Below are 19122 nucleotides of genomic sequence, written 5' to 3' on the forward strand. Positions count from 1 at the left end.
TCTGTATTTATTTTTTATCTGTTTGTACCGCGAGAAAATAAAAGTGAAACAGAGCACACGTGTTATCGCGTTACTTCCCCTATCCTTTATGCCGATACCGCCAATACCGGTACGTTGGGTCTGAAATGAGAAATTCCCGGCAAAATCACCGCTGCCGGGTGGTTTTTTTCCTGTTACGAACCAGACTTACAGGGAATATTCACAAAAGGATGGTGCAATGAAAACAACATTACTGGTTACTCTGCTCTCCGCCCTGTTCCTGATCTCCTCGGCGAATGCGGAAGAGAAAACGCTAACGCCTCAGCAGCAACGGATGACGACCTGTAATCAACAGGCGACGTCCCAGAGTCTGAAAGGCGATGCCCGTAAGACCTATATGAGCGACTGCCTTAAAAACGGTGCCGCGAAGCCTGGCGAAAAAAGTCTGACGCCGCAGCAGCAAAAAATGCGCGAGTGTAATGCGAAAGCGACCGAACAGTCCCTGAAGGGAGACGATCGCAGCAAGTTCATGAGTGCCTGTCTGAAGAAACAAGTGTAGTTCTAACGGGTGAGTGGCGTCGGCTGCTCACCCGAAATTTCATACTTTCCCCGCAGTCCCCCTCTCTATAATTTGGGAAAATGTTTCAGAATATTCCCAAAAATGATGAATGATGAAACGTATTACAACAAAAAGCGCATTCGGGAAGAGTGGAGTTTAACCCTTTCTCAGGATGACCCTTACCGCGCCGGCATCCAGTTTGCCCGGCGGGTTCGGCTGGCGCGCGCTGTTGGTCTGGCAGCCATGTTTTTCCCCGTGGCGGGAATGCTGGTCATCCATTTTTTACCCGGCGGCTGGTGGTTGATCCTGGTAGGGTGGGCGTTCGTCTGGCCCCATTTTGCCTGGCAGTTATCCTGCCGCGCCGCGTCACCTCACCAGCAGGAGATTTTCAACCTTAAGATGGATGCCATTATCGCCGGGCTCTGGATTGGCGTGATGGGGCTGTATGCATTACCCACGGCAGCGCTGGTAATGATGGTGGGAATGAACATGATGGGCTCCGGTGGCTGCCGCCTGTTTCTTGTGGGGATAACGTTAACCCTCCTGACCGCGCTGGTGACGCTGCCCCTCGTCGGGAAAGTAACTGTCTTCCACCCCGATCCCGTGGAGTGGGTCTTAACGCTTCCGGTGCTCATGCTTTATCCCATGCTGTTTGCCTGGCTCAGCCACCGGACGGCCATCAGGCTTGCGGAACATAAGCGGCGGCTGGAAATGATGAGTACCCGCGACGGCATGACCGGGGTCTTTAACCGACGACACTGGGAAATGCTGCTGCGTAATGAGTTTGAGCACTGCCGTCGGAGCCACTGCAACGCCACCATTTTGCTGATTGATATCGACCACTTTAAAAACATCAATGATACCTGGGGGCATGACGTGGGCGATAAGGCGATTGTTGCTCTTACCCGTCAGCTTCAGATGTCAGTCAGGTCAGGCGATGCGATAGGCCGTTTTGGCGGAGATGAGTTTGCCGTGATTATGTCGCAGACAGCGGCTGAAAGCGCCATCGCCGTCATGTCTCGGGTTCACGAGCGTCTGGAAACGTTGTCCTTACCGTGCGCACCGAAAGAGCCTCTGCGCATCAGCGTAGGCATTGCCCCCTGGGGGCCACAGTTTGGACATTATCGGGAATGGCTGAAGGCGGCAGATGTGGCGCTGTATAAGGCGAAAAATGCCGGGCGCGGCCGCACCGAAGTGGCCGCCTGACGCCCGGTCAGAAATCAGGATTTACTCAGCTTCTCTGATTTTTCCATGCATTTTGCCATCGCCTCGATGACGGCAGAGCGGAATCCACGTTCTTCCAACACTCGTACCGCTTCGATGGTCGTGCCGCCAGGCGAGCAGACCATGTCCTTCAGTTCGCCCGGATGTTTACCGGTCTCCAGCACCATTTTGGCGGAACCCATCACCGCCTGCGCGGCGAATTTATACGCCTGCGCACGCGGCATGCCGCCAAGCACGGCGGCGTCGGCCATGGCTTCTAAAAACATGAACACGTATGCAGGTGCAGAGCCGCTGACGCCGACAACAGGATGGATCATGGATTCCGCAATCACTTCCGCCTCACCGAAGCAGCGGAAAATGTTCAGCACATCAGCCACCTCTTCTGAGGTCACCAGCGCGTTAGGGGTGACGGAGGTCATACCGGCATTAACCAGTGAGGGAGTATTGGGCATCGCGCGGACGATTTTACGGTCATGACCGAGCGCGCGGGCCAGTTGATCGAGCGTCACGCCCGCGGCAATCGACACGACCAGCGTCTCTTTATTCAGACTGGAGGTGATGTCGCTCAACACTTTGATCATGATGTTCGGCTTAACGGCGCCAAAGACGATATCGGCGACCTGGGCGACTTCCTGCGCGCTTTCGGCGGCGTTGATCCCGTATTGATCGCGCAATGCGGCGACGTTGTCCGGTGACGGGGTATAGACCCAAATCTGACCGGGCAGAACCTGCCCGCTGGCGATCAGGCCGCCCAGGATGGCTTTGCCCATGTTACCGCAGCCGATAAACCCGATTTTCTTATCCATCACGATTCTCCGTCATTATGCGTTGTTTTCTCTGATTGATAGCTTAACAACGAAATGCAGGCGACAATAGTCGGCAGAGACATTATGGGGAGACAATATGGCGATTTGGGTTGATGCGGACGCGTGTCCGAATGTGATTAAAGAGATTTTATTCCGCGCCGCCGAGCGCGTTCAGATGCTACTGACGCTGGTGGCGAACCAGAATATCCGCGTTCCGCCTTCGCGCTTTATCCGTTCCTTGCGCGTCCCGGCCGGGTTCGACGTGGCGGATAATGAAATTGTTCGTCTGTGCAGCCCGGAGGATCTGGTCATTACCGCTGATATTCCACTGGCGGCGGAAGTGCTGGAGAAAGGCGCAGCGGCGCTCAACCCGCGCGGTGAACGTTATTCGCCTTCAACCATCCGGGAAAAACTCACTATGCGTGATTTTATGGATACCATGCGGGCCAGCGGCGTGCAGACCGGAGGGCCGGACAGCCTGTCCCAGCGCGATCGCCAGCAGTTTGCTGCCGAACTGGATAAATGGCTGCTGGAAGTGAAGCGTCGCACAGCGTAATGATAATTATTGTCACTTTGTGGTACAGTGTGGCTTCCGCAGGGTTGTCATCCCGTACCGCTTTGCAGTAAAGTATTCTACACATCTTCTGCAATGATTTCTTTACACTCTTCAGCCATCCGGCATCAAGGGGAACACCTGGCTATGACCCAACCCATCTTTTTAGTTGGCCCCCGCGGCTGTGGGAAAACCACCGTTGGCCTGGAACTGGCACGCGCATGTCATCGTCAGTTTGTTGATACCGACCACTGGCTGCAAACCGAGGCCGGCAGAACCATCGCGGACATTGTTGAGCAAGAGGGATGGGAGAGCTTTCGCGCACGCGAAACGGCCGCGCTGAAAGCGGTCACCACGCCGTCAGCCGTGATTGCGACAGGAGGGGGGATTGTTCTCGCCGAGTGTAACCGGCATTTTATGCGTGAAAAGGGCATTGTGATCTATCTCTGCGCGCCGGTTTCGGCTCTCGTGGGGCGCCTTGAGGCCTTTCCGGAGGAGGGACAACGTCCGGCGCTGACCTCCAGACCGCTCAGCGAAGAGGTGAGCGAAGTCCTGGCCGAGCGTGATGCCCTGTACCGTGAAGCGGCGCACCACGTTGTGGATGCTTCTGCGGCACCGGAAGAGGTGGTGATTCAGATTATTACCGCCCTGCGTTTGGCTTGTGCCAGCTAACCGCCGTCTATACTGATAGCTCAGACATAAAAAAAGGATGAGCTATGCCAACCAGACCTCCCTATCCGCGCGAAGCACGTATCGTTACCGTTGAAAAAGGCACAGGCGATCAAACCGTGACCTGGTATCAGTTGCGTGCCGATCACCCCAAACCGGACTCGCTGATCAGTGAACATGAGACTGAACAGGAAGCGCTGGACGCCAAACGGCGCTACGAAGATCCCGAAAAGTCATAGATGTTTTCCTAAACGCTCCAATACCGTGCCTGAATCACACTTTTTACTCATCGCCAATGTTAAGCAGGAGTTAATATTTAGTTATTACAGGTGACTCCGTTACCCGCAGGTGATCTTTACATTTCGCGATGCAGATCACCTGCTACGCTTGGTGCTGTTTTGTTGAAAAAACGAACTGTGCAGCGTAGTGAGCCTGTACCTGTGTAATAAGATTTTGTAGTAATGGAAGGCGAAAACGATGAAGGCAACGTTGGCGATCCTCACTATTGGTGTGGTCCCTGTAAGCGAAGTGTTACCGCTTTTAACTGAGCATGTCTCTGAACAGCAGATCACGCATCTCAGCCTGCTGGGTAAGATGAGCCGGGAAGAGGTCATGGAGGACTACGCTGTTGAGGCGGGGGAGGAGCCCCTGGCGACGTTATTAAGCGACGGTAAACTGGCGCATGTTTCACGACAGAAAATTGAGCGTTCGCTGCAGTCAGTGATAGAAGTGCTCGATAATCAAGATTATGACGTTATTTTGCTGATGAGTACCGCCCCCATTAAGGGACTGGTGGCGCGCAATGCGATTTTGCTTGAGCCAATGCGCATCATTCCGCCGCTGGTGGCCTCTATTGTTGACGGGCATCAGGTGGGGGTGATTGTGCCGATGGAAGAGCTCATGAACAACCAGGAAGCAAAATGGCACGTGCTTGAAAAAACGCCTCTGTATGCCCTGGCAAATCCCTTCTGGGACAGCGAGGCCAAACTGATCGCTGCCGGGAAGGCGCTACTGGAGAAAGGGGCGGATGTGTTGATACTGGACTGCCTCGGTTTCCATCAGCATCACCGTGATTTATTGCAAAAGGCGCTGGACGTGCCGGTGCTGTTATCAAATGTTCTGATGGCGCGCCTGGCTTCCGAACTCCTGATGTAATGATTTTGCGTGACAGGCAATGAGCATGGCCCCTATAGTGAATTTTTATCTCTGAATATAAGGGCCAGTTCATGCTTCAAAGTAACGAATACTTTTCCGGTAAAGTGAAATCCATTGGTTTTACCAGCAGCAGCACGGGCCGCGCCAGTGTGGGCGTCATGGCTGAAGGGGAATACACCTTTGGCACGGCCGAAGCGGAAGAGATGACGGTAGTCAGCGGCGCGCTGAACGTCTTACTGCCGGGTGAAACGGAATGGAAAGTTTACGCTGCCGGGGAAGCCTTCAACGTTCCTGGCCACAGCGAATTTCATTTGCAGGTTGCTGAACCGACCTCTTATCTGTGCCGCTATTTGAAATAAAAAAAAGCCGGGTGACGCTAACGCTTACCCGGCCTGTGTTTTGCCTGTTATCTCTGCGCTTCGCCGCCGAGACCTTCCACCAGATTCTGAATTAACGCCGCCAGCTCACCGGTCATCAGGATAAAGTCCGCATCAAAACGCTGGGCGTAATCTTCCCGGTCAATATCTTCGTTTTGATCGCGCAGCTCATCGCAGAACTTCAGACGCTTCACGGAGCCGTCATCACACATCACGAACTGAATGCGCTGCTGCCAGTCGAGCGCCAGTTTGGTAACGACTTTCCCGGCTTCGATGTGTACCGCGATTTCGTCACTCACCAGATCCTGCTTTTTGGCGCGGATCACGCCGCCATCTTCCAGCAGGGCTTTCAGCTCGGCTTCATCCAGAATCTGGAAACCTTGCGCCGCAGTACCACTGCGAACCCATTCTGTCAGGGTCAGCTCAATCGGCGTTTCCAGTGCCAGCGGAACGACCGGTAAAGAACCGATACTTTTACGCAGCAGGGCCAGGGTATCTTCTGCTTTTTTGGCGCTGGCGCAGTCGACCATGATCAGCCCGTTAACGGTATCGATCCACATCATCGTCTGGCTAAAGCGGCTAAAAGCGCGCGGCAGCAGAGAGTGCAGGACTTCATCTTTCAGCGAATCTTTTTCGGTTTTTTTCAGCTTGCGGCCCTGCTCGGCTTCCAGCTTGGAGATTTTTGCTTCAAGCGCCTGCTTCACCACCGGCGTGGGCAGAATTTTCTCTTCTTTGCGAGCGCAAACGATGATTTGTCCCGTGCTGCTGGCGTGGGTCAGGGCATCGCTTTGTGAACCCATTGGCGGAACCCAACCGGTTTTTGCCATATCCTGGCTACCGCAAGGGGAAAAGCTATAAGCGGCTAACTGTTTTTCCATCTCTTCTGCACGCAGCGAAACGTCGCGGCTGAGACGGTAAACCATCAAATTTTTGAACCACAGCATGATAATTTCCACGGCCTTGTCGTTAAATCAGCGGGCATGATAACGAATTGTCGCATCGCTTGCATTGCTAATCGGGAAGCGTGCTTCTACTCTGTTGATAATCAAAAGAATGAGGAGAGTCTTGTGCGTATTGGGATTGATTTGGGCGGCACCAAAACAGAAGTCATTGCACTGAGCGAGCAGGGGGAACAGCTGTTCCGCCACCGTCTGCCTACGCCGCGCGATGATTACCACCAGACCATCGAGACGATTGCCCGGCTGGTCGATATGGCCGAGCAGGCGACAGGGCAAAGCGGTACCGTCGGGATGGGTATCCCGGGGTCAATCTCCCCTTATACCGGCGTGGTTAAAAATGCTAACTCCACCTGGCTGAACGGTCAGCCGTTTGATAAAGATTTAAGCGCGCGTCTGAACCGGGAAGTGCGTCTGGCCAATGACGCCAACTGCCTGGCGGTCTCCGAAGCCGTTGATGGCGCCGCCGCAGGGGCGCAGACCGTTTTTGCGGTGATTATCGGGACCGGCTGCGGTGCGGGCGTGGCGTTTGGGGGGCGTTCGCACATCGGTGGCAACGGCACGGCGGGCGAGTGGGGGCACAATCCGCTGCCGTGGATGGATGAAGATGAACTCAAATACCGCGCCGACGTTCCGTGTTACTGCGGCAAGCAGGGCTGTATTGAGACGTTTATCTCCGGCACCGGTTTTGCGACCGATTACCACCGCCTGAGCGGTCGACCGCTCAAGGGTAATGAAATCATGCGTCTGGTTGAAGAACAGGATCCGGTGGCTGAACTGGCCCTGAGCCGTTACGAAATGCGTCTGGCAAAATCGCTGGCGCACGTCGTGAATATTCTCGATCCGGATGTGATTGTGCTGGGGGGCGGGATGAGCAACGTTGACCGCTTGTACGCCACGGTGCCAAATCTTGTGAAGCAGTGGGTTTTCGGCGGCGAGTGTGAAACCCCGATCCGCAAAGCCGTCCACGGCGACTCCAGCGGCGTGCGCGGCGCGGCGTGGCTGTGGCCGGAATAAAAGCAAAACAGCAACGCAAGTTGCTGTTTTTGATGTTTGTACCCTCTCCCTGTGGGAGAGGGCAAGGGTGAGGGCACCAGACCGCAGCGACCCTTTATTCACCCCACCGCAAACTCCCTGTCCAGCCTGCTATACCCCAGCCCATTAATCTTCTTCACCTTAATCTGCACCGGTATGCGCTCTTTCATCGCCTCGACGTGGCTAATGACGCCGATGGTTTTCCCGGTAGCGTTCAGCGCGTCGAGCGCATCCAGTGCGGTATCCAGCGTTTCACTGTCGAGGGTGCCGAATCCTTCATCCAGGAACAGCGAATCGATTCGCGTTTTGTGGCTCACCAGATCGGAAAGCGCCAGCGCCAGCGCCAGGCTGACCAGGAAGCTCTCGCCGCCAGAGAGCGTGCGTGTATCGCGTACGGCATCCGCCTGCCAGGTGTCGACTACTTCCAGCTCCAGCGCATCGCTGGCTTTGCGCTGGAGCAGATAACGCCCGTGCAGGCGATTTAGCTGCTGGTTAGCAAGCCAGACGAGATTATCCAGCGTCAGCCCCTGAGCGAACTTACGGAACTTATCGCCGGTACTGGAGCCGATCAGCGCGTTCAGATAGCCCCAGTCGTCGGCCTGACGCGCGGCCTCTTCAATTTGCTGCATCAACGTCAGCTGATGCTGACGGTTGTCGCTGTCCTGCTTGAGCTGCTGGCGGATCTCGCCCTGATGCGTGGTGTTCTCGCGAAGCTGTTGCGCCAGCTGCTGCAGCTGGATTTGCAAAGTGGATGCATCGGCCTCGAGACCTTCCGGGCGCAGCGCAACATGCGCCTGTAGCTGCTGGTTTGCCTGGCCGGATAGCGCCGTGGCCTGCTGTATCTGGTTTTCCAGCGACTGCTTCAGCTGTTCGAGGCCACGGAGGGTGTCATCATCCAGCAGAGCGGCAATGAACGCCTCCCGGTCGGCAAAACAGCTGGCAGAGAGCGCCGCGGAGAATTGGGTCTGCGACTGTTGCAGGCGCTCTTGCTCCAGCGCCTCCTGTTGCTGCTGGGCGGTAAGCTGGCTTTGCAGCGATACGCATTCATCGTGAATGGCGCGCCAGCCATCAGGAATGGCCGGTTCGGTCTCTTCGGTGTGGGTTGCCGGAAGTGTGTCGAGCAACGGCTTCAGAGCATTGCTGCGTTCCACAAGCACGCCGTGCTGCGTTTGTTTTTCCTGCCACTGCGCGAATTCTCCTTCGCGGGCGTGCAGCCAGGCGGCTTCGTTCCCCTCTTCGGGAACGCTAAGCGACAGCGTGAGCAGGGTGTGTTCCAGCGTCTGGCGTGTCGCCGTCAGCTGCTGCTGATACTGGCGCGCCTGCGCTTCCTGTTCGTTCAGCTGGTTTTGCAGGGTAAGACGCTGGCTGAGCTGATAAAGCTGGCGCTCATAGTGTTCCTGCTCGTTTATCCATGGCGCGATATCTTCCTGAATATTCAATGTGATATTCAGGGACGCGCAGATCTCAAGCCACTCTTTAGTGAGTGCTTGCTCTTCCTCAGACAGGGTCTGCACGTCGCCCGTCTCGCGCTGAATCTGCTGAGCCAGGGCATTAACCTGCCCCAGCACCAGCAGGCCTTCTTCTTTTAGCGCGGCCACCTCTTTTTCCAGCGCATCACGGCGGCGCTGGTTATCCGTCAGCTCAAGCGATTGATATTGCTCAATGGCGGGATGCTCGCAGGAACCGCACAGGGGACAAGGTTTGCCTGCCTCAAGCTGTGAACGATAGCTTTCCAGATCTTTAATTGTCGCTTCACGCTCGCACAGGGCCTTCAGATCCAGATAGTGCTGGTGTTTCTCTTTGTACTGCTGGCGGCGCAGCGTCAACGTTTCATTAAGTTTGCTCTGCTCCGCCTGGGCTTTCTGTACGCTTTCATTGCTCTGGCGCAGGCGCTTTTGCAGCGGCTGATAGCGAGCGTGTAGCGACGTCAGCCGCTGGCGCTGCGTGCGTGACCGGGACTGCTGCTCCATTGCCACGTTGACCTCATCCGCCGTCAGCGTGAGCGTATTTTCCGGCATGTCAGTCAGCTTGTTACGTAACTCAGTCATCCGCGCAGCGTGCGTGGCCAACTGGTTTTTATCGCGGTTAAGCTGTGAGAAGAGCGCGCGCCATCCGGCAATCTCCTGACCCAGCAGGCGATAACGTTCGTGCTCCGCCAGCCACTGCGCCAGCGCCGTCAGTTCAGTATCAAGCTCGGCGTGGGTACGCAGGGCAGTATTACGGATCCGCGCGCGCAGCGCGGTTTTGGCTTGTAAGCGAGTATTTACTTCAATAATACGCTGCTGGGTTTGCGTCAGACGCGCGGTTTGCTCCTGCTGGTGCGCCCAGAGCGGACGAAGCTGGGCGGCGGGCTGCGCAAGCTGGAGCTTTGCCAGCTCAGGCGCAGCGTCCGTCAGAGCCTGTTGTGCCTGCTGCTGCAATGCGGTGATGCGTTGTTGCTCGCGCACAAGCTCATCATGACGGGTAAGCCACTGAAAATGTTTCTGCTGGTTTTGCTGCTGTGCCAGCAACGTTTTCTCTTCGTCAGTAAGTGCCTGCAAACTTTGCTGTAATTGCTGCTGCTGTTCTTCATTCAGCAGTACGACGCCCGCTGCCTGCGCCTCGCACTTTTCCAGCAGGCTGCGGGCGGCTTTGTGTTTTTCAAACACCATGGCGGAAATCTGGCCGTAGATTTCGGTGCCGGTCAGCTCTTCCAGCAGCTCTGCGCGATCGCTCGGTTTGGCATTCAGGAAGGCGGCAAATTGCCCCTGTGAGAGCAACATTGAACGGGTAAAGCGGCCATAGTCCAGACCGGTGAGCGCGGCGGTTTGCTCCAGCTTGTCCGTGACTTTATCGGCGAGGATTTTGCCATCTTCGCAGCGGGCCAGCTCCACGCGCGGCGCCTGCAGGTTGCCGTCCGGCTGGTTGCGTGCCCGGTTCTGGCTCCAGAAGGCGCGGTAGGCGATGCCTTTTACCTCAAACTCCACTTCCGCCAGACACTCGGCGGTATCTCGCGTCATCAGGTCGTTTTGTGCCTGGGAAACCTTACTCAGGCGCGGCGTTTCGTGATAAAGCGCCAGACAGATGGCGTCGAGCAGGGTGGTTTTACCTGCGCCTGTGGCGCCGGTAATGGCAAACAGCCCGTTGCTGGCAAAGGGTTCAGCGGTAAAGTCAATTTTCCACTCGCCCTTGAGGGAGTTGAGATTTTTCAGACGCAGGCTCAAAATTTTCATGCGTTTTCTTCCTCGTCATTGAGGGCATGCAGGGTATGGGTGAACAGTTCGCTGAGTCTTTCGCGCTTCGCGTCGTCAATATCCTCCTGCAAGAGCCTGCGCTCAAACACCTCTTCTACCCGCAACTCGCTGAGCGTTTCCCGCTGGGCGCTTAACAGAATTTTCTCGCGCTGCTCGCGGCTGCGGCGCACCAGTAAGACCTCTACCGGCAAGTCTTCCGTCAGCGCCTGGATTTTTCGCTGCATATCATGCAGGTAGTCATCCGTAGTGATTTCGATATCCAGCCAGACGGGGGGATTAAGCGCGGTGCCGCGCCACTGTTCAAGCTGAGCGGTGATGGCCTCCAGATCGCCTTTCAGCACCGCCAGCGGCTGGGTGACCGGCACCTCCAGCGTCTCGACGGCACTGAGTTTGCCCTCGCTGAAGCTCACCAGATGCACGGATTTGGCTTTGCCGGTTTCATCGAAACTGAGCGAAATAGGGGATCCGCAGTAGCGAATATGTTCGCAGCCGCCGATAACCTGGGCGCGGTGAATATGCCCGAGCGCAATGTAGTCCGCAGGCGGGAAGTTCTGCGCCGGAAAGGCGTCCAGCGTGCCGATATAGATGTCACGCACGGCGTCACTTTTACTGGCCCCAACGGTGGTGAGATGCCCGGTCGCAATCACCGGTATCGGCTGTTCGCCACGCAGGTTGCAGGCATCCGCGTGCTGCTGGTGATAATAGTCGGTGATGGCCTGTAATAAATGTTGCTGCTTTTCCGTGCCCGACAGTCCCGCCTGACTTTGTACGATATCGCGCGGGCGTAAAAAGGGGATCGGGCACAGCACCGCCCCCGGCGTACCGTCGCGTTTTTTCAGGATCTGCGGGGCATGCCCGGCGCTGGCGACGACGGTAGTATTGAGAAACGCCAGAATGTCGCGGGATTCATTGAGCGTTGCCACGGAGTCATGGTTACCGGCGACTATCACCAGATGACAGCCGGTCTGCTGCAAATTCACCACGAAGCGGTTATACAGCTCGCGCGCATAGCTGGGGGGCGACCCCGTATCAAAGATGTCACCCGCGACAATAATCGCATCGACCTCGTGGGCCTGCGCCGTCTCCAGCAGCCAGTTCAGGAACGCTTCATGTTCAGCCGCACGGCTTTTGCTGTAAAAATTTTGACCGAGATGCCAGTCCGAGGTGTGAAGTATGCGCATAGCGATTCCGTGGCAAAAATGAGAAAGCAGGATTATAAACGTTCAGAGAAGGGAAAATAACCGCTGTAATAAAACAACGGTTTGCCCGCTACCGTGGTAATGTTTTTCATAAATCTGTCATAAATCTGACGCATAATGGCGCCGAATTACAAACGTGTAACTTAATAAGATAAGACAGGGCAAAGTATGGCGAGACGTATTCTGGTCGTAGAAGATGAAGCTCCAATTCGTGAAATGGTGTGCTTCGTGCTCGAGCAAAATGGCTTCCAGCCGGTTGAAGCGGAAGATTATGACAGCGCAGTGAACCAGCTGAATGAACCCTGGCCCGATCTGATTCTGCTGGACTGGATGTTGCCTGGCGGCTCCGGACTGCAGTTTATCAAACACCTGAAGCGTGAGGCACTGACCCGCGACATCCCGGTTGTCATGCTCACGGCGCGCGGAGAGGAAGAGGATCGCGTGCGCGGACTAGAAACCGGCGCGGACGATTACATCACTAAACCGTTCTCCCCAAAAGAGCTGGTCGCCCGCATTAAAGCCGTGATGCGCCGTATTTCACCGATGGCGGTGGAAGAGGTGATAGAGATGCAGGGACTCAGCCTTGACCCTACCTCGCACCGCGTGATGACCGGCGAAAACCCCCTCGATATGGGCCCTACCGAATTTAAACTCCTGCACTTCTTTATGACTCACCCGGAACGCGTATACAGCCGCGAGCAGTTGCTGAATAACGTCTGGGGAACTAACGTGTATGTCGAAGACCGGACGGTTGACGTACATATTCGCCGCCTGCGAAAAGCGCTGGAACTGAGCGGCCACGATCGCATGGTACAGACGGTCCGCGGCACGGGTTATCGTTTTTCGACCCGTTTCTGAACAATGACAGGAGTGTGACGCGTGCTGGAACGTCTGTCATGGAAAAGGCTCGTCTTTGAACTGATCTTATGCTGTATTCCGGCCTTCCTTCTTGGGGCCTTTCTCGGACATCTGCCGTGGTTTCTGCTGGCGTCGGTCACCGGGCTGCTGATCTGGCATTTCTGGAACCTGCTGCGCCTCTCCTGGTGGCTGTGGGTTGACCGCAGTATGACCCCACCGCCGGGCAGCGGCAGCTGGGAGCCCCTGCTGTACGGCCTGCACCAGATGCAGATGCGTAATAAAAAGCGCCGTCGCGAGCTGGGAAGCCTGATTAAGCGTTTTCGCAGCGGGGCGGAGTCGTTGCCGGATGCGGTCATCCTGACCACTGAAGAAGGCACCATCTTCTGGTGTAACGGCCTGGCGCAACAGCTGCTGGGCCTTCGCTGGCCGGACGATAACGGTCAGAACATCCTTAACCTTTTACGCTATCCCGAATTCACGCTGTATCTGAAAAAGCGTGATTTTACCCGCCCGCACAATCTGAAGCTCAATAATGGTCGCCATCTGGAAATCCGCGTGATGCCTTACAGCGATAAGCAGTGGCTGATGGTGGCGCGCGATGTCACCCAAATGCACCAGCTTGAGGGCGCGCGCCGTAATTTCTTTGCGAACGTCAGCCACGAACTGCGTACTCCGTTGACCGTGCTTCAGGGCTATCTGGAGATGATGCAGGAGCAAACGCTGGAAGGTGCGCCGCGTGAAAAAGCGCTGCATACCATGCGCGAGCAAACGCATCGCATGGAAGGGCTGGTGAAGCAGCTGCTGACGCTCTCGAAGATTGAAGCGGCGCCTACGCTTGCGCTGAATGACACGATAGATGTGCCGATGATGCTGCGGGTCGTGGAGCGTGAAGCGCAGACGTTAAGCCACAAAAAGCATCACCTGACCTTCGAGGTCGACAGCACGCTAAAGGTGCTGGGCAGTGAGGATGAGCTTCGTAGCGCCATATCTAACCTGGTTTACAACGCAGTGAACCATACGCCGGAAGGAACGGATATTATGGTGCGCTGGAACCGTACCCCTACGGGCGCCGAGTTTAGCGTGGAAGATAACGGGCCGGGGATCGCACCGGAGCATATCCCGCGTCTGACCGAACGCTTCTACCGCGTGGATAAAGCGCGGTCGCGGCAAACAGGGGGGAGCGGCCTTGGGCTGGCGATTGTGAAGCACGCGGTAAATCACCACGAAAGCCGACTTGATATTCAGAGTACGCTGGGGAAAGGAACCCGCTTCAGTTTCGTTATTCCGGAACGATTAATTGCCAAAAAGACCGCCTGAGGGCAGGTGTGTCATTTTCCCTTTCCACGGGTCAGCGTCTGCTGGCCCGTTTGCTTTGCAGTCAAGCGAAACGCGGATGAATAATATACGGCTGGGTGTTTATTGTTCGCATGATTAGCCATGAGTTTTTCCTGTAAATAGCGTATTGTGCTGGCGTGTATTTTCATGATGGCATATTGTTCTGGTTTTGAGATCCCACCTTGCCTTTAAACGTTATAAGCGTTTAAATTGCCCCCCGGATACTGTCAGACCGACTGTATTTGCGTGGTAAATCGAAAAACTATTCTTCTCCACGCCAGGACGGGAGCATTTCCCGCTGAAATTGAGCAATTTTTCGGCTGTATCGTCCCGTCAGGGAAAACGAAAATCTCAATGTTTTCAACACCACATCCACAGGCAGTAAGGTTTTATGACCCATCACTTAAAATCGCGTGACATCATCGCGCTGGGCTTTATGACATTTGCGCTGTTCGTTGGCGCAGGCAACATTATTTTCCCTCCAATGGTTGGCTTACAGGCGGGTGAACACGTCTGGACCGCTGCGTTTGGTTTCCTGATTACTGCCGTGGGTCTACCGGTACTGACCGTCGTCGCGCTGGCGAAAGTCGGTGGCGGCGTGGACAGCCTCAGCACGCCGATTGGCAAAGTCGCAGGTGTTCTGCTGGCCACTGTCTGCTATCTGGCCGTGGGCCCGCTGTTTGCCACCCCGCGCACGGCGACCGTTTCCTTTGAAGTGGGGATTGCTCCGCTGACCGGAGACGGCCCGATGCCGCTGTTTATCTACAGCCTGGTCTACTTCGCGATTGTCATTCTGGTCTCCCTCTATCCGGGCAAACTGCTGGATACCGTGGGTAACTTCCTGGCGCCGCTGAAAATCATCGCCCTGATCGTTCTCGCCGTGGCCGCTATCATCTGGCCAGCAGGCCCGATCAGCGACGCAATGGACGCCTATAAAAACGCCGCGTTCTCTAACGGTTTTGTGAACGGCTACCTGACGATGGATACGCTGGGCGCAATGGTGTTTGGTATTGTTATCGTTAACGCCGCGCGTTCCCGCGGTGTGACCGAAGCGCGTCTGCTGACCCGCTATACCATCTGGGCTGGCCTGATGGCTGGTGTGGGTCTGACGCTGCTGTATCTGGCGCTGTTCCGCCTGGGCTCTGATAGCGCCATGCTGGTTGATCAGAACGCGAACGGTGCGGCTATTCTGCACGCTTACGTCCAGCACACCTTCGGTGGTGCGGGCAGTATGCTGCTGGCGGCGCTGATTTTCCTGGCGTGTCTGGTGACCGCAGTGGGCCTGACCTGCGCCTGTGCTGAGTTCTTTGCGCAGTATCTGCCGCTCTCTTACCGCACCCTGGTGTTTATCCTCGGTATCTTCTCCATGGCGGTGTCCAACCTCGGTCTGAGCCACCTGATTCAGGTCTCTATTCCGGTGCTGACGGCCATCTATCCGCCGTGCATCGTGCTGGTGGTGCTGAGCTTCACCCGTCCGTGGTGGAATAACTCCTCACGAATTATTGCGCCAGCCATGTTTATCAGCCTGATTTTTGGTATCCTTGACGGGATTAAAGCATCAGCGTTCGCCGCGATTCTGCCCGCCTGGACACAGCGTCTGCCGCTGTCCGAGCAGGGCCTGGCCTGGCTGATGCCTACCGTTGTTGCACTGGTTCTGGCGATTATCTGGGACCGTGCTGCAGGGCGCCAGGTTGCATCTAACGCCCATTAATCAACGGCAACAAACTGTTTAACCACGGGGCTTAAGGCCCCGTGGTTTTTTGTTTTTTCGTGTTGAATGGCAAGATTTTAATGGAAAGCACTAACAAACTTAAACGTGGTCTCAGCACACGCCACATCCGCTTTATGGCGCTGGGCTCTGCGATTGGTACCGGTCTTTTTTATGGCTCGGCAGATGCCATCAAAATGGCCGGTCCAAGCGTTCTGCTGGCCTACATCATTGGCGGCGTGGCGGCGTATATCATCATGCGCGCCCTCGGAGAGATGTCGGTTCACAATCCTTCTGCCAGTTCGTTCTCGCGCTATGCGCAGGAAAACCTCGGACCGCTGGCCGGGTTTATCACTGGCTGGACCTACTGCTTTGAAATTTTGATTGTGGCCATTGCCGATGTGACGGCGTTTGGTATCTATATGGGCGTCTGGTTCCCGACGGTGCCGCACTGGATCTGGGTGCTGAGCGTGGTGCTGCTCATCTGCGCCGTCAACCTGATGAGCGTGAAGGTGTTCGGCGAACTTGAGTTCTGGTTCTCCTTCTTCAAGGTCGCCACCATTATCATCATGATTGTGGCCGGTTTTGGCATCATCCTCTGGGGGATTGGCAACGGCGGTCAGCCGACCGGGATCCATAACCTCTGGAGCAACGGTGGCTTCTTCAGCAACGGTTGGCTCGGGATGGTGATGTCGCTGCAGATGGTGATGTTCGCCTACGGCGGTATTGAAATTATTGGTATCACCGCCGGGGAAGCGAAAGACCCTGAGAAATCCATTCCACGTGCCATCAACTCCGTGCCGATGCGTATTCTGGTGTTCTACGTGGGCACGCTGTTCGTGATTATGTCCATCTACCCGTGGAACCAGGTCGGTACTAACGGTAGCCCGTTTGTGCTGACCTTCCAGCATATGGGCATTGCGTTTGCTGCCAGCATTCTGAACTTCGTGGTGCTGACCGCGTCGCTTTCCGCGATCAACAGTGACGTCTTTGGCGTGGGCCGTATGCTACACGGCATGGCGGAGCAGGGCAGTGCGCCGAAGGTGTTCGCTAAAACCTCCCGCCGCGGCACGCCGTGGGTGACGGTGGTGGTCATGACCGTTGCGCTGCTGTTCTCGGTTTACCTGAACTACATCATGCCGGAGAACGTCTTCCTGGTGATTGCGTCGCTGGCGACCTTCGCGACCGTGTGGGTGTGGATCATGATCCTGCTGTCGCAGATTGCGTTCCGCCGTCGCCTGTCGCCGGAAGAGGCGAAAGCGCTGAAGTTTAAAGTCCCGGGTGGCGTTGCAACAACCATCGTCGGGCTGATCTTCCTGGTGTTTATCATTGGCCTGATTGGCTACCATCCGGATACCCGTATTTCCCTCTACGTGGGCTGTGCGTGGATCGTCCTGCTGCTGGTTGGCTGGGTGTTTAAATGCCGCCGCGATCGCCAACTGGCAGAAGCGCAGTAATTTTTTTATTCCCTCTCCCTGTGGGAGAGGGCTAGGGTGAGGGCATCAGGCCGCACTGATCCCTCCTCCCCCGTCCTCCTCCCCCAATAAATCACCTCATGGTGAGCTATCCTTAACCACCCTGTGGCAAGGTGACGTCAATTTCATCAGAGGGGATTCGTGATGTTAAATGCCTGGCACCTTCCGGTTGCCCCATTTGTTAAGCAAAACAAAGACAACCTTGTGATTACGCTCTGGCTGGCGGGGGAAAATCAGCCTGAACGCGTGACGCTCCGCGCCGAAATTGATAATGAAGAGACCGGGCTGAAAATGCACAAGCTGCGCAGTCAGCCGCAGCCGGGGATCACCGCCTGGCGGGCGAATATCGATTTGCGTAGCGGGCAGCCGCGCCGCCGTTATAGCTTCAAGCTGCTGTGGAACCATCGTCAGCTGTGGTTTACCCCGCAGGGGTTTAGCCGGTTCCCGCCCGCACGGCTGGAACAGTTTGCCGTTGATTATCCGGATAGCGGACCGCAGTGGGTTAACGATCAGGTCTTTTACCAGATTTTCCCGGACCGCTTTGCGCGTAGCGAAAAACGCACTGCCGACCAGGATAAGGTCTATCACCACCACGCGGCGGGCCACGACATTATCCTGAAAAAATGGGATGAGCCGGTGACGGCGCAGGCGGGCGGCTCGACGTTTTACGGCGGCGATCTCGACGGCATCAGCGAAAAGCTGCCGTACCTGAAAAAACTGGGCGTGACGGCGCTGTACCTCAACCCGGTGTTTAAAGCCCCGAGCGTACATAAATACGATACACAGGATTATCGCCACGTTGACGCGCAGTTTGGCGGGGACGAGGCACTGCTGCGCCTGCGAGAGAACACCCTTAAGGAAGGCATGCGCCTGATTCTGGACGGCGTGTTTAACCACAGCGGAGATTCGCACGCCTGGTTTGACCGTCATAACCAGTCGATGGGCGGAGCATGTCATAACCCGGACTCGCCGCAGCGTGACTGGTACAGCTTTAATGAGGAGGGGCATGCCCTGGACTGGCTGGGCTACCCCAGTCTGCCGAAGCTGGATTTCCAGTCATCAACGCTGGTTAATGAGATTTACGGCGGCGAAGACAGCATCGTCCGCCACTGGCTGAACGCCCCGTGGAATATGGACGGCTGGCGTCTGGACGTCGTACATATGCTGGGTGAAGCGGGTGGGGCGCGAAATAACCTGCAGCACGTCGGCGGGATCACGCGCTCGGCAAAAGCGGCCCGGCCTGAAGCGTTCGTGTTTGGCGAACACTTTGGCGACGCGCGGCAGTGGCTGCAAAACGATGCCGAAGATGCGGCGATGAACTATCGCGGTTTTACCTTCCCGCTATGGGGATTCCTGGCGAATACCGATATCTCCTACGATCCGAACCACATTGACGCCGAAACCTGCGCAGCGTGGATGGATAACTACCGCGCCGGGCTGTCTCATCAGCAGCAGCTGAGGATGTTTAACCAGCTTGATAGTCACGATACCGCACGCTTTAAATCCCTGCTCGGCAAGGATGTGGCGCGTCTGCCGCTGGCGGTCACCTGGCTCTTCACCTGGCCGGGCGTACCGTGTATCTACTACGGAGATGAAGTGGGACTGGACGGCAACAACGATCCGTTCTGTCGCAAAACCTTCCCGTGGGCGCCGGAAAAACAGGACAAGGTGCTGTTCAGCCTCTATCAGCGGCTGGCGAAGCTGCGTACACAGAGCCTCGCCCTGCGCTACGGCGGCTGCCAGGTGGTGTACGCCCACGATAACGTGGTGGTCTTTGTCCGCGTCTATAACCAGCAGCGCGTGTTGGTGGCTATCAACCGGGGCGAGGCTTGTGAAGTGGTGCTGGATGATTCCCCGCTGTTGAAGGTGGCTACGTGGAAGAATAAAGAGGGCAAGGCGACGATTCAGGACGGCGTGCTGGCGCTGCCGGCGATATCCGCGACGATCTGGGTCGGCAGCTAACGCGACGGTAAATGTTTCCACCTTTAAGATGGCGCAAAT

Annotated in this window: 17 protein-coding genes; 13 read left to right on the forward strand and 4 right to left on the reverse strand. The window is 56.2% G+C overall.

What is annotated here, in order from left to right:
- The first annotated feature begins 217 nt into the window (after positions 1-217).
- A complete protein-coding gene (gene psiF, locus AAER43_RS04700; RefSeq protein ID WP_045269301.1) occupies positions 218-538 on the forward strand; it encodes a phosphate starvation-inducible protein PsiF in 321 nt (106 codons plus the stop codon).
- 102 nt (positions 539-640) lie between these two features.
- A complete protein-coding gene (adrA, locus tag AAER43_RS04705) occupies positions 641-1744 on the forward strand; it encodes a diguanylate cyclase AdrA (protein ID WP_045269302.1) in 1104 nt (367 codons plus the stop codon).
- 14 nt (positions 1745-1758) lie between these two features.
- On the opposite strand, the gene proC is transcribed toward adrA, so the two are convergent.
- The gene (gene proC, locus AAER43_RS04710; RefSeq protein WP_014882733.1) at positions 1759-2568 is read right to left on the reverse strand and encodes a pyrroline-5-carboxylate reductase; all 810 of its coding nucleotides are present in this window, start codon (positions 2566-2568) and stop codon (positions 1759-1761) included.
- A 97-nt stretch (positions 2569-2665) separates the two neighbouring features.
- Here proC and AAER43_RS04715 point away from each other — a divergent pair, with 97 nt between their 5' ends.
- From AAER43_RS04715 to ppnP, 5 genes are all read left to right on the forward strand, one after another.
- On the forward strand, positions 2666-3124 hold the full coding sequence (locus AAER43_RS04715; RefSeq protein ID WP_045269303.1) for a YaiI/YqxD family protein: 459 nt from the start codon (positions 2666-2668) through the stop codon (positions 3122-3124).
- 144 nt (positions 3125-3268) lie between these two features.
- The gene (gene aroL / locus AAER43_RS04720; protein ID WP_014882735.1) at positions 3269-3793 is read left to right on the forward strand and encodes a shikimate kinase AroL; all 525 of its coding nucleotides are present in this window, start codon (positions 3269-3271) and stop codon (positions 3791-3793) included.
- Between the two features lie 44 nt (positions 3794-3837).
- A complete protein-coding gene (gene yaiA, locus AAER43_RS04725; protein WP_014882736.1) occupies positions 3838-4029 on the forward strand; it encodes a protein YaiA in 192 nt (63 codons plus the stop codon).
- Between the two features lie 238 nt (positions 4030-4267).
- The gene (locus tag AAER43_RS04730; RefSeq protein ID WP_032637368.1) at positions 4268-4945 is read left to right on the forward strand and encodes an AroM family protein; all 678 of its coding nucleotides are present in this window, start codon (positions 4268-4270) and stop codon (positions 4943-4945) included.
- A 71-nt stretch (positions 4946-5016) separates the two neighbouring features.
- The gene (ppnP, locus tag AAER43_RS04735; RefSeq protein WP_014882738.1) at positions 5017-5304 is read left to right on the forward strand and encodes a pyrimidine/purine nucleoside phosphorylase; all 288 of its coding nucleotides are present in this window, start codon (positions 5017-5019) and stop codon (positions 5302-5304) included.
- A gap of 47 nt (positions 5305-5351) precedes the next feature.
- Here ppnP and rdgC read toward each other — a convergent pair whose 3' ends face one another.
- On the reverse strand, positions 5352-6266 hold the full coding sequence (rdgC, locus tag AAER43_RS04740) for a recombination-associated protein RdgC (protein ID WP_045269304.1): 915 nt from the start codon (positions 6264-6266) through the stop codon (positions 5352-5354).
- Between the two features lie 123 nt (positions 6267-6389).
- On the opposite strand from rdgC, the gene mak reads away from it, so the two are divergent.
- Positions 6390-7295: a fructokinase gene (gene mak / locus AAER43_RS04745; protein WP_014882740.1), complete on the forward strand. Its 906-nt coding sequence runs from the start codon at positions 6390-6392 to the stop codon at positions 7293-7295.
- Positions 7296-7393: 98 nt separating this feature from the next.
- Here the strand turns inward: mak and sbcC are convergent, their stop codons facing one another.
- The gene (sbcC, locus tag AAER43_RS04750) at positions 7394-10525 is read right to left on the reverse strand and encodes an exonuclease subunit SbcC (RefSeq protein ID WP_050862464.1); all 3132 of its coding nucleotides are present in this window, start codon (positions 10523-10525) and stop codon (positions 7394-7396) included.
- Entirely contained in the window at positions 10522-11727 is a 1206-nt protein-coding gene (gene sbcD, locus AAER43_RS04755) for an exonuclease subunit SbcD (protein WP_014882742.1), read from the reverse strand. Before sbcD ends, sbcC begins: the two co-directional genes overlap by 4 nt.
- Positions 11728-11913: 186 nt before the next feature.
- Between sbcD and phoB the strand changes: the two genes are divergently transcribed.
- The 5 genes from phoB to malZ all read left to right on the forward strand — a co-directional run bounded on the left by phoB (position 11914) and on the right by malZ (position 19083).
- Entirely contained in the window at positions 11914-12603 is a 690-nt protein-coding gene (gene phoB / locus AAER43_RS04760) for a phosphate response regulator transcription factor PhoB (protein ID WP_008503265.1), read from the forward strand.
- A gap of 21 nt (positions 12604-12624) precedes the next feature.
- Complete coding sequence (gene phoR, locus AAER43_RS04765; RefSeq protein ID WP_014882743.1) at positions 12625-13920, forward strand: phosphate regulon sensor histidine kinase PhoR; 1296 nt, start codon at positions 12625-12627, stop codon at positions 13918-13920.
- Between the two features lie 409 nt (positions 13921-14329).
- Positions 14330-15649 (forward strand): branched-chain amino acid transporter carrier protein BrnQ, encoded by a 1320-nt coding sequence (gene brnQ / locus AAER43_RS04770; RefSeq protein WP_014882744.1) that lies wholly within the window; start codon positions 14330-14332, stop codon positions 15647-15649.
- 80 nt (positions 15650-15729) lie between these two features.
- Positions 15730-17103, forward strand: coding sequence for a proline-specific permease ProY (gene proY / locus AAER43_RS04775; protein WP_050862463.1), 1374 nt, complete (start codon positions 15730-15732; stop codon positions 17101-17103).
- A gap of 162 nt (positions 17104-17265) precedes the next feature.
- Positions 17266-19083: a maltodextrin glucosidase gene (gene malZ / locus AAER43_RS04780; RefSeq protein ID WP_050862462.1), complete on the forward strand. Its 1818-nt coding sequence runs from the start codon at positions 17266-17268 to the stop codon at positions 19081-19083.
- Positions 19084-19122: the final 39 nt, after the last annotated feature.

Origin of the sequence: Enterobacter sp. FUJ80071, from assembly GCF_038739915.1 — a bacterium.
Classification (GTDB): Bacteria; Pseudomonadota; Gammaproteobacteria; order Enterobacterales; family Enterobacteriaceae; genus Enterobacter; species Enterobacter kobei.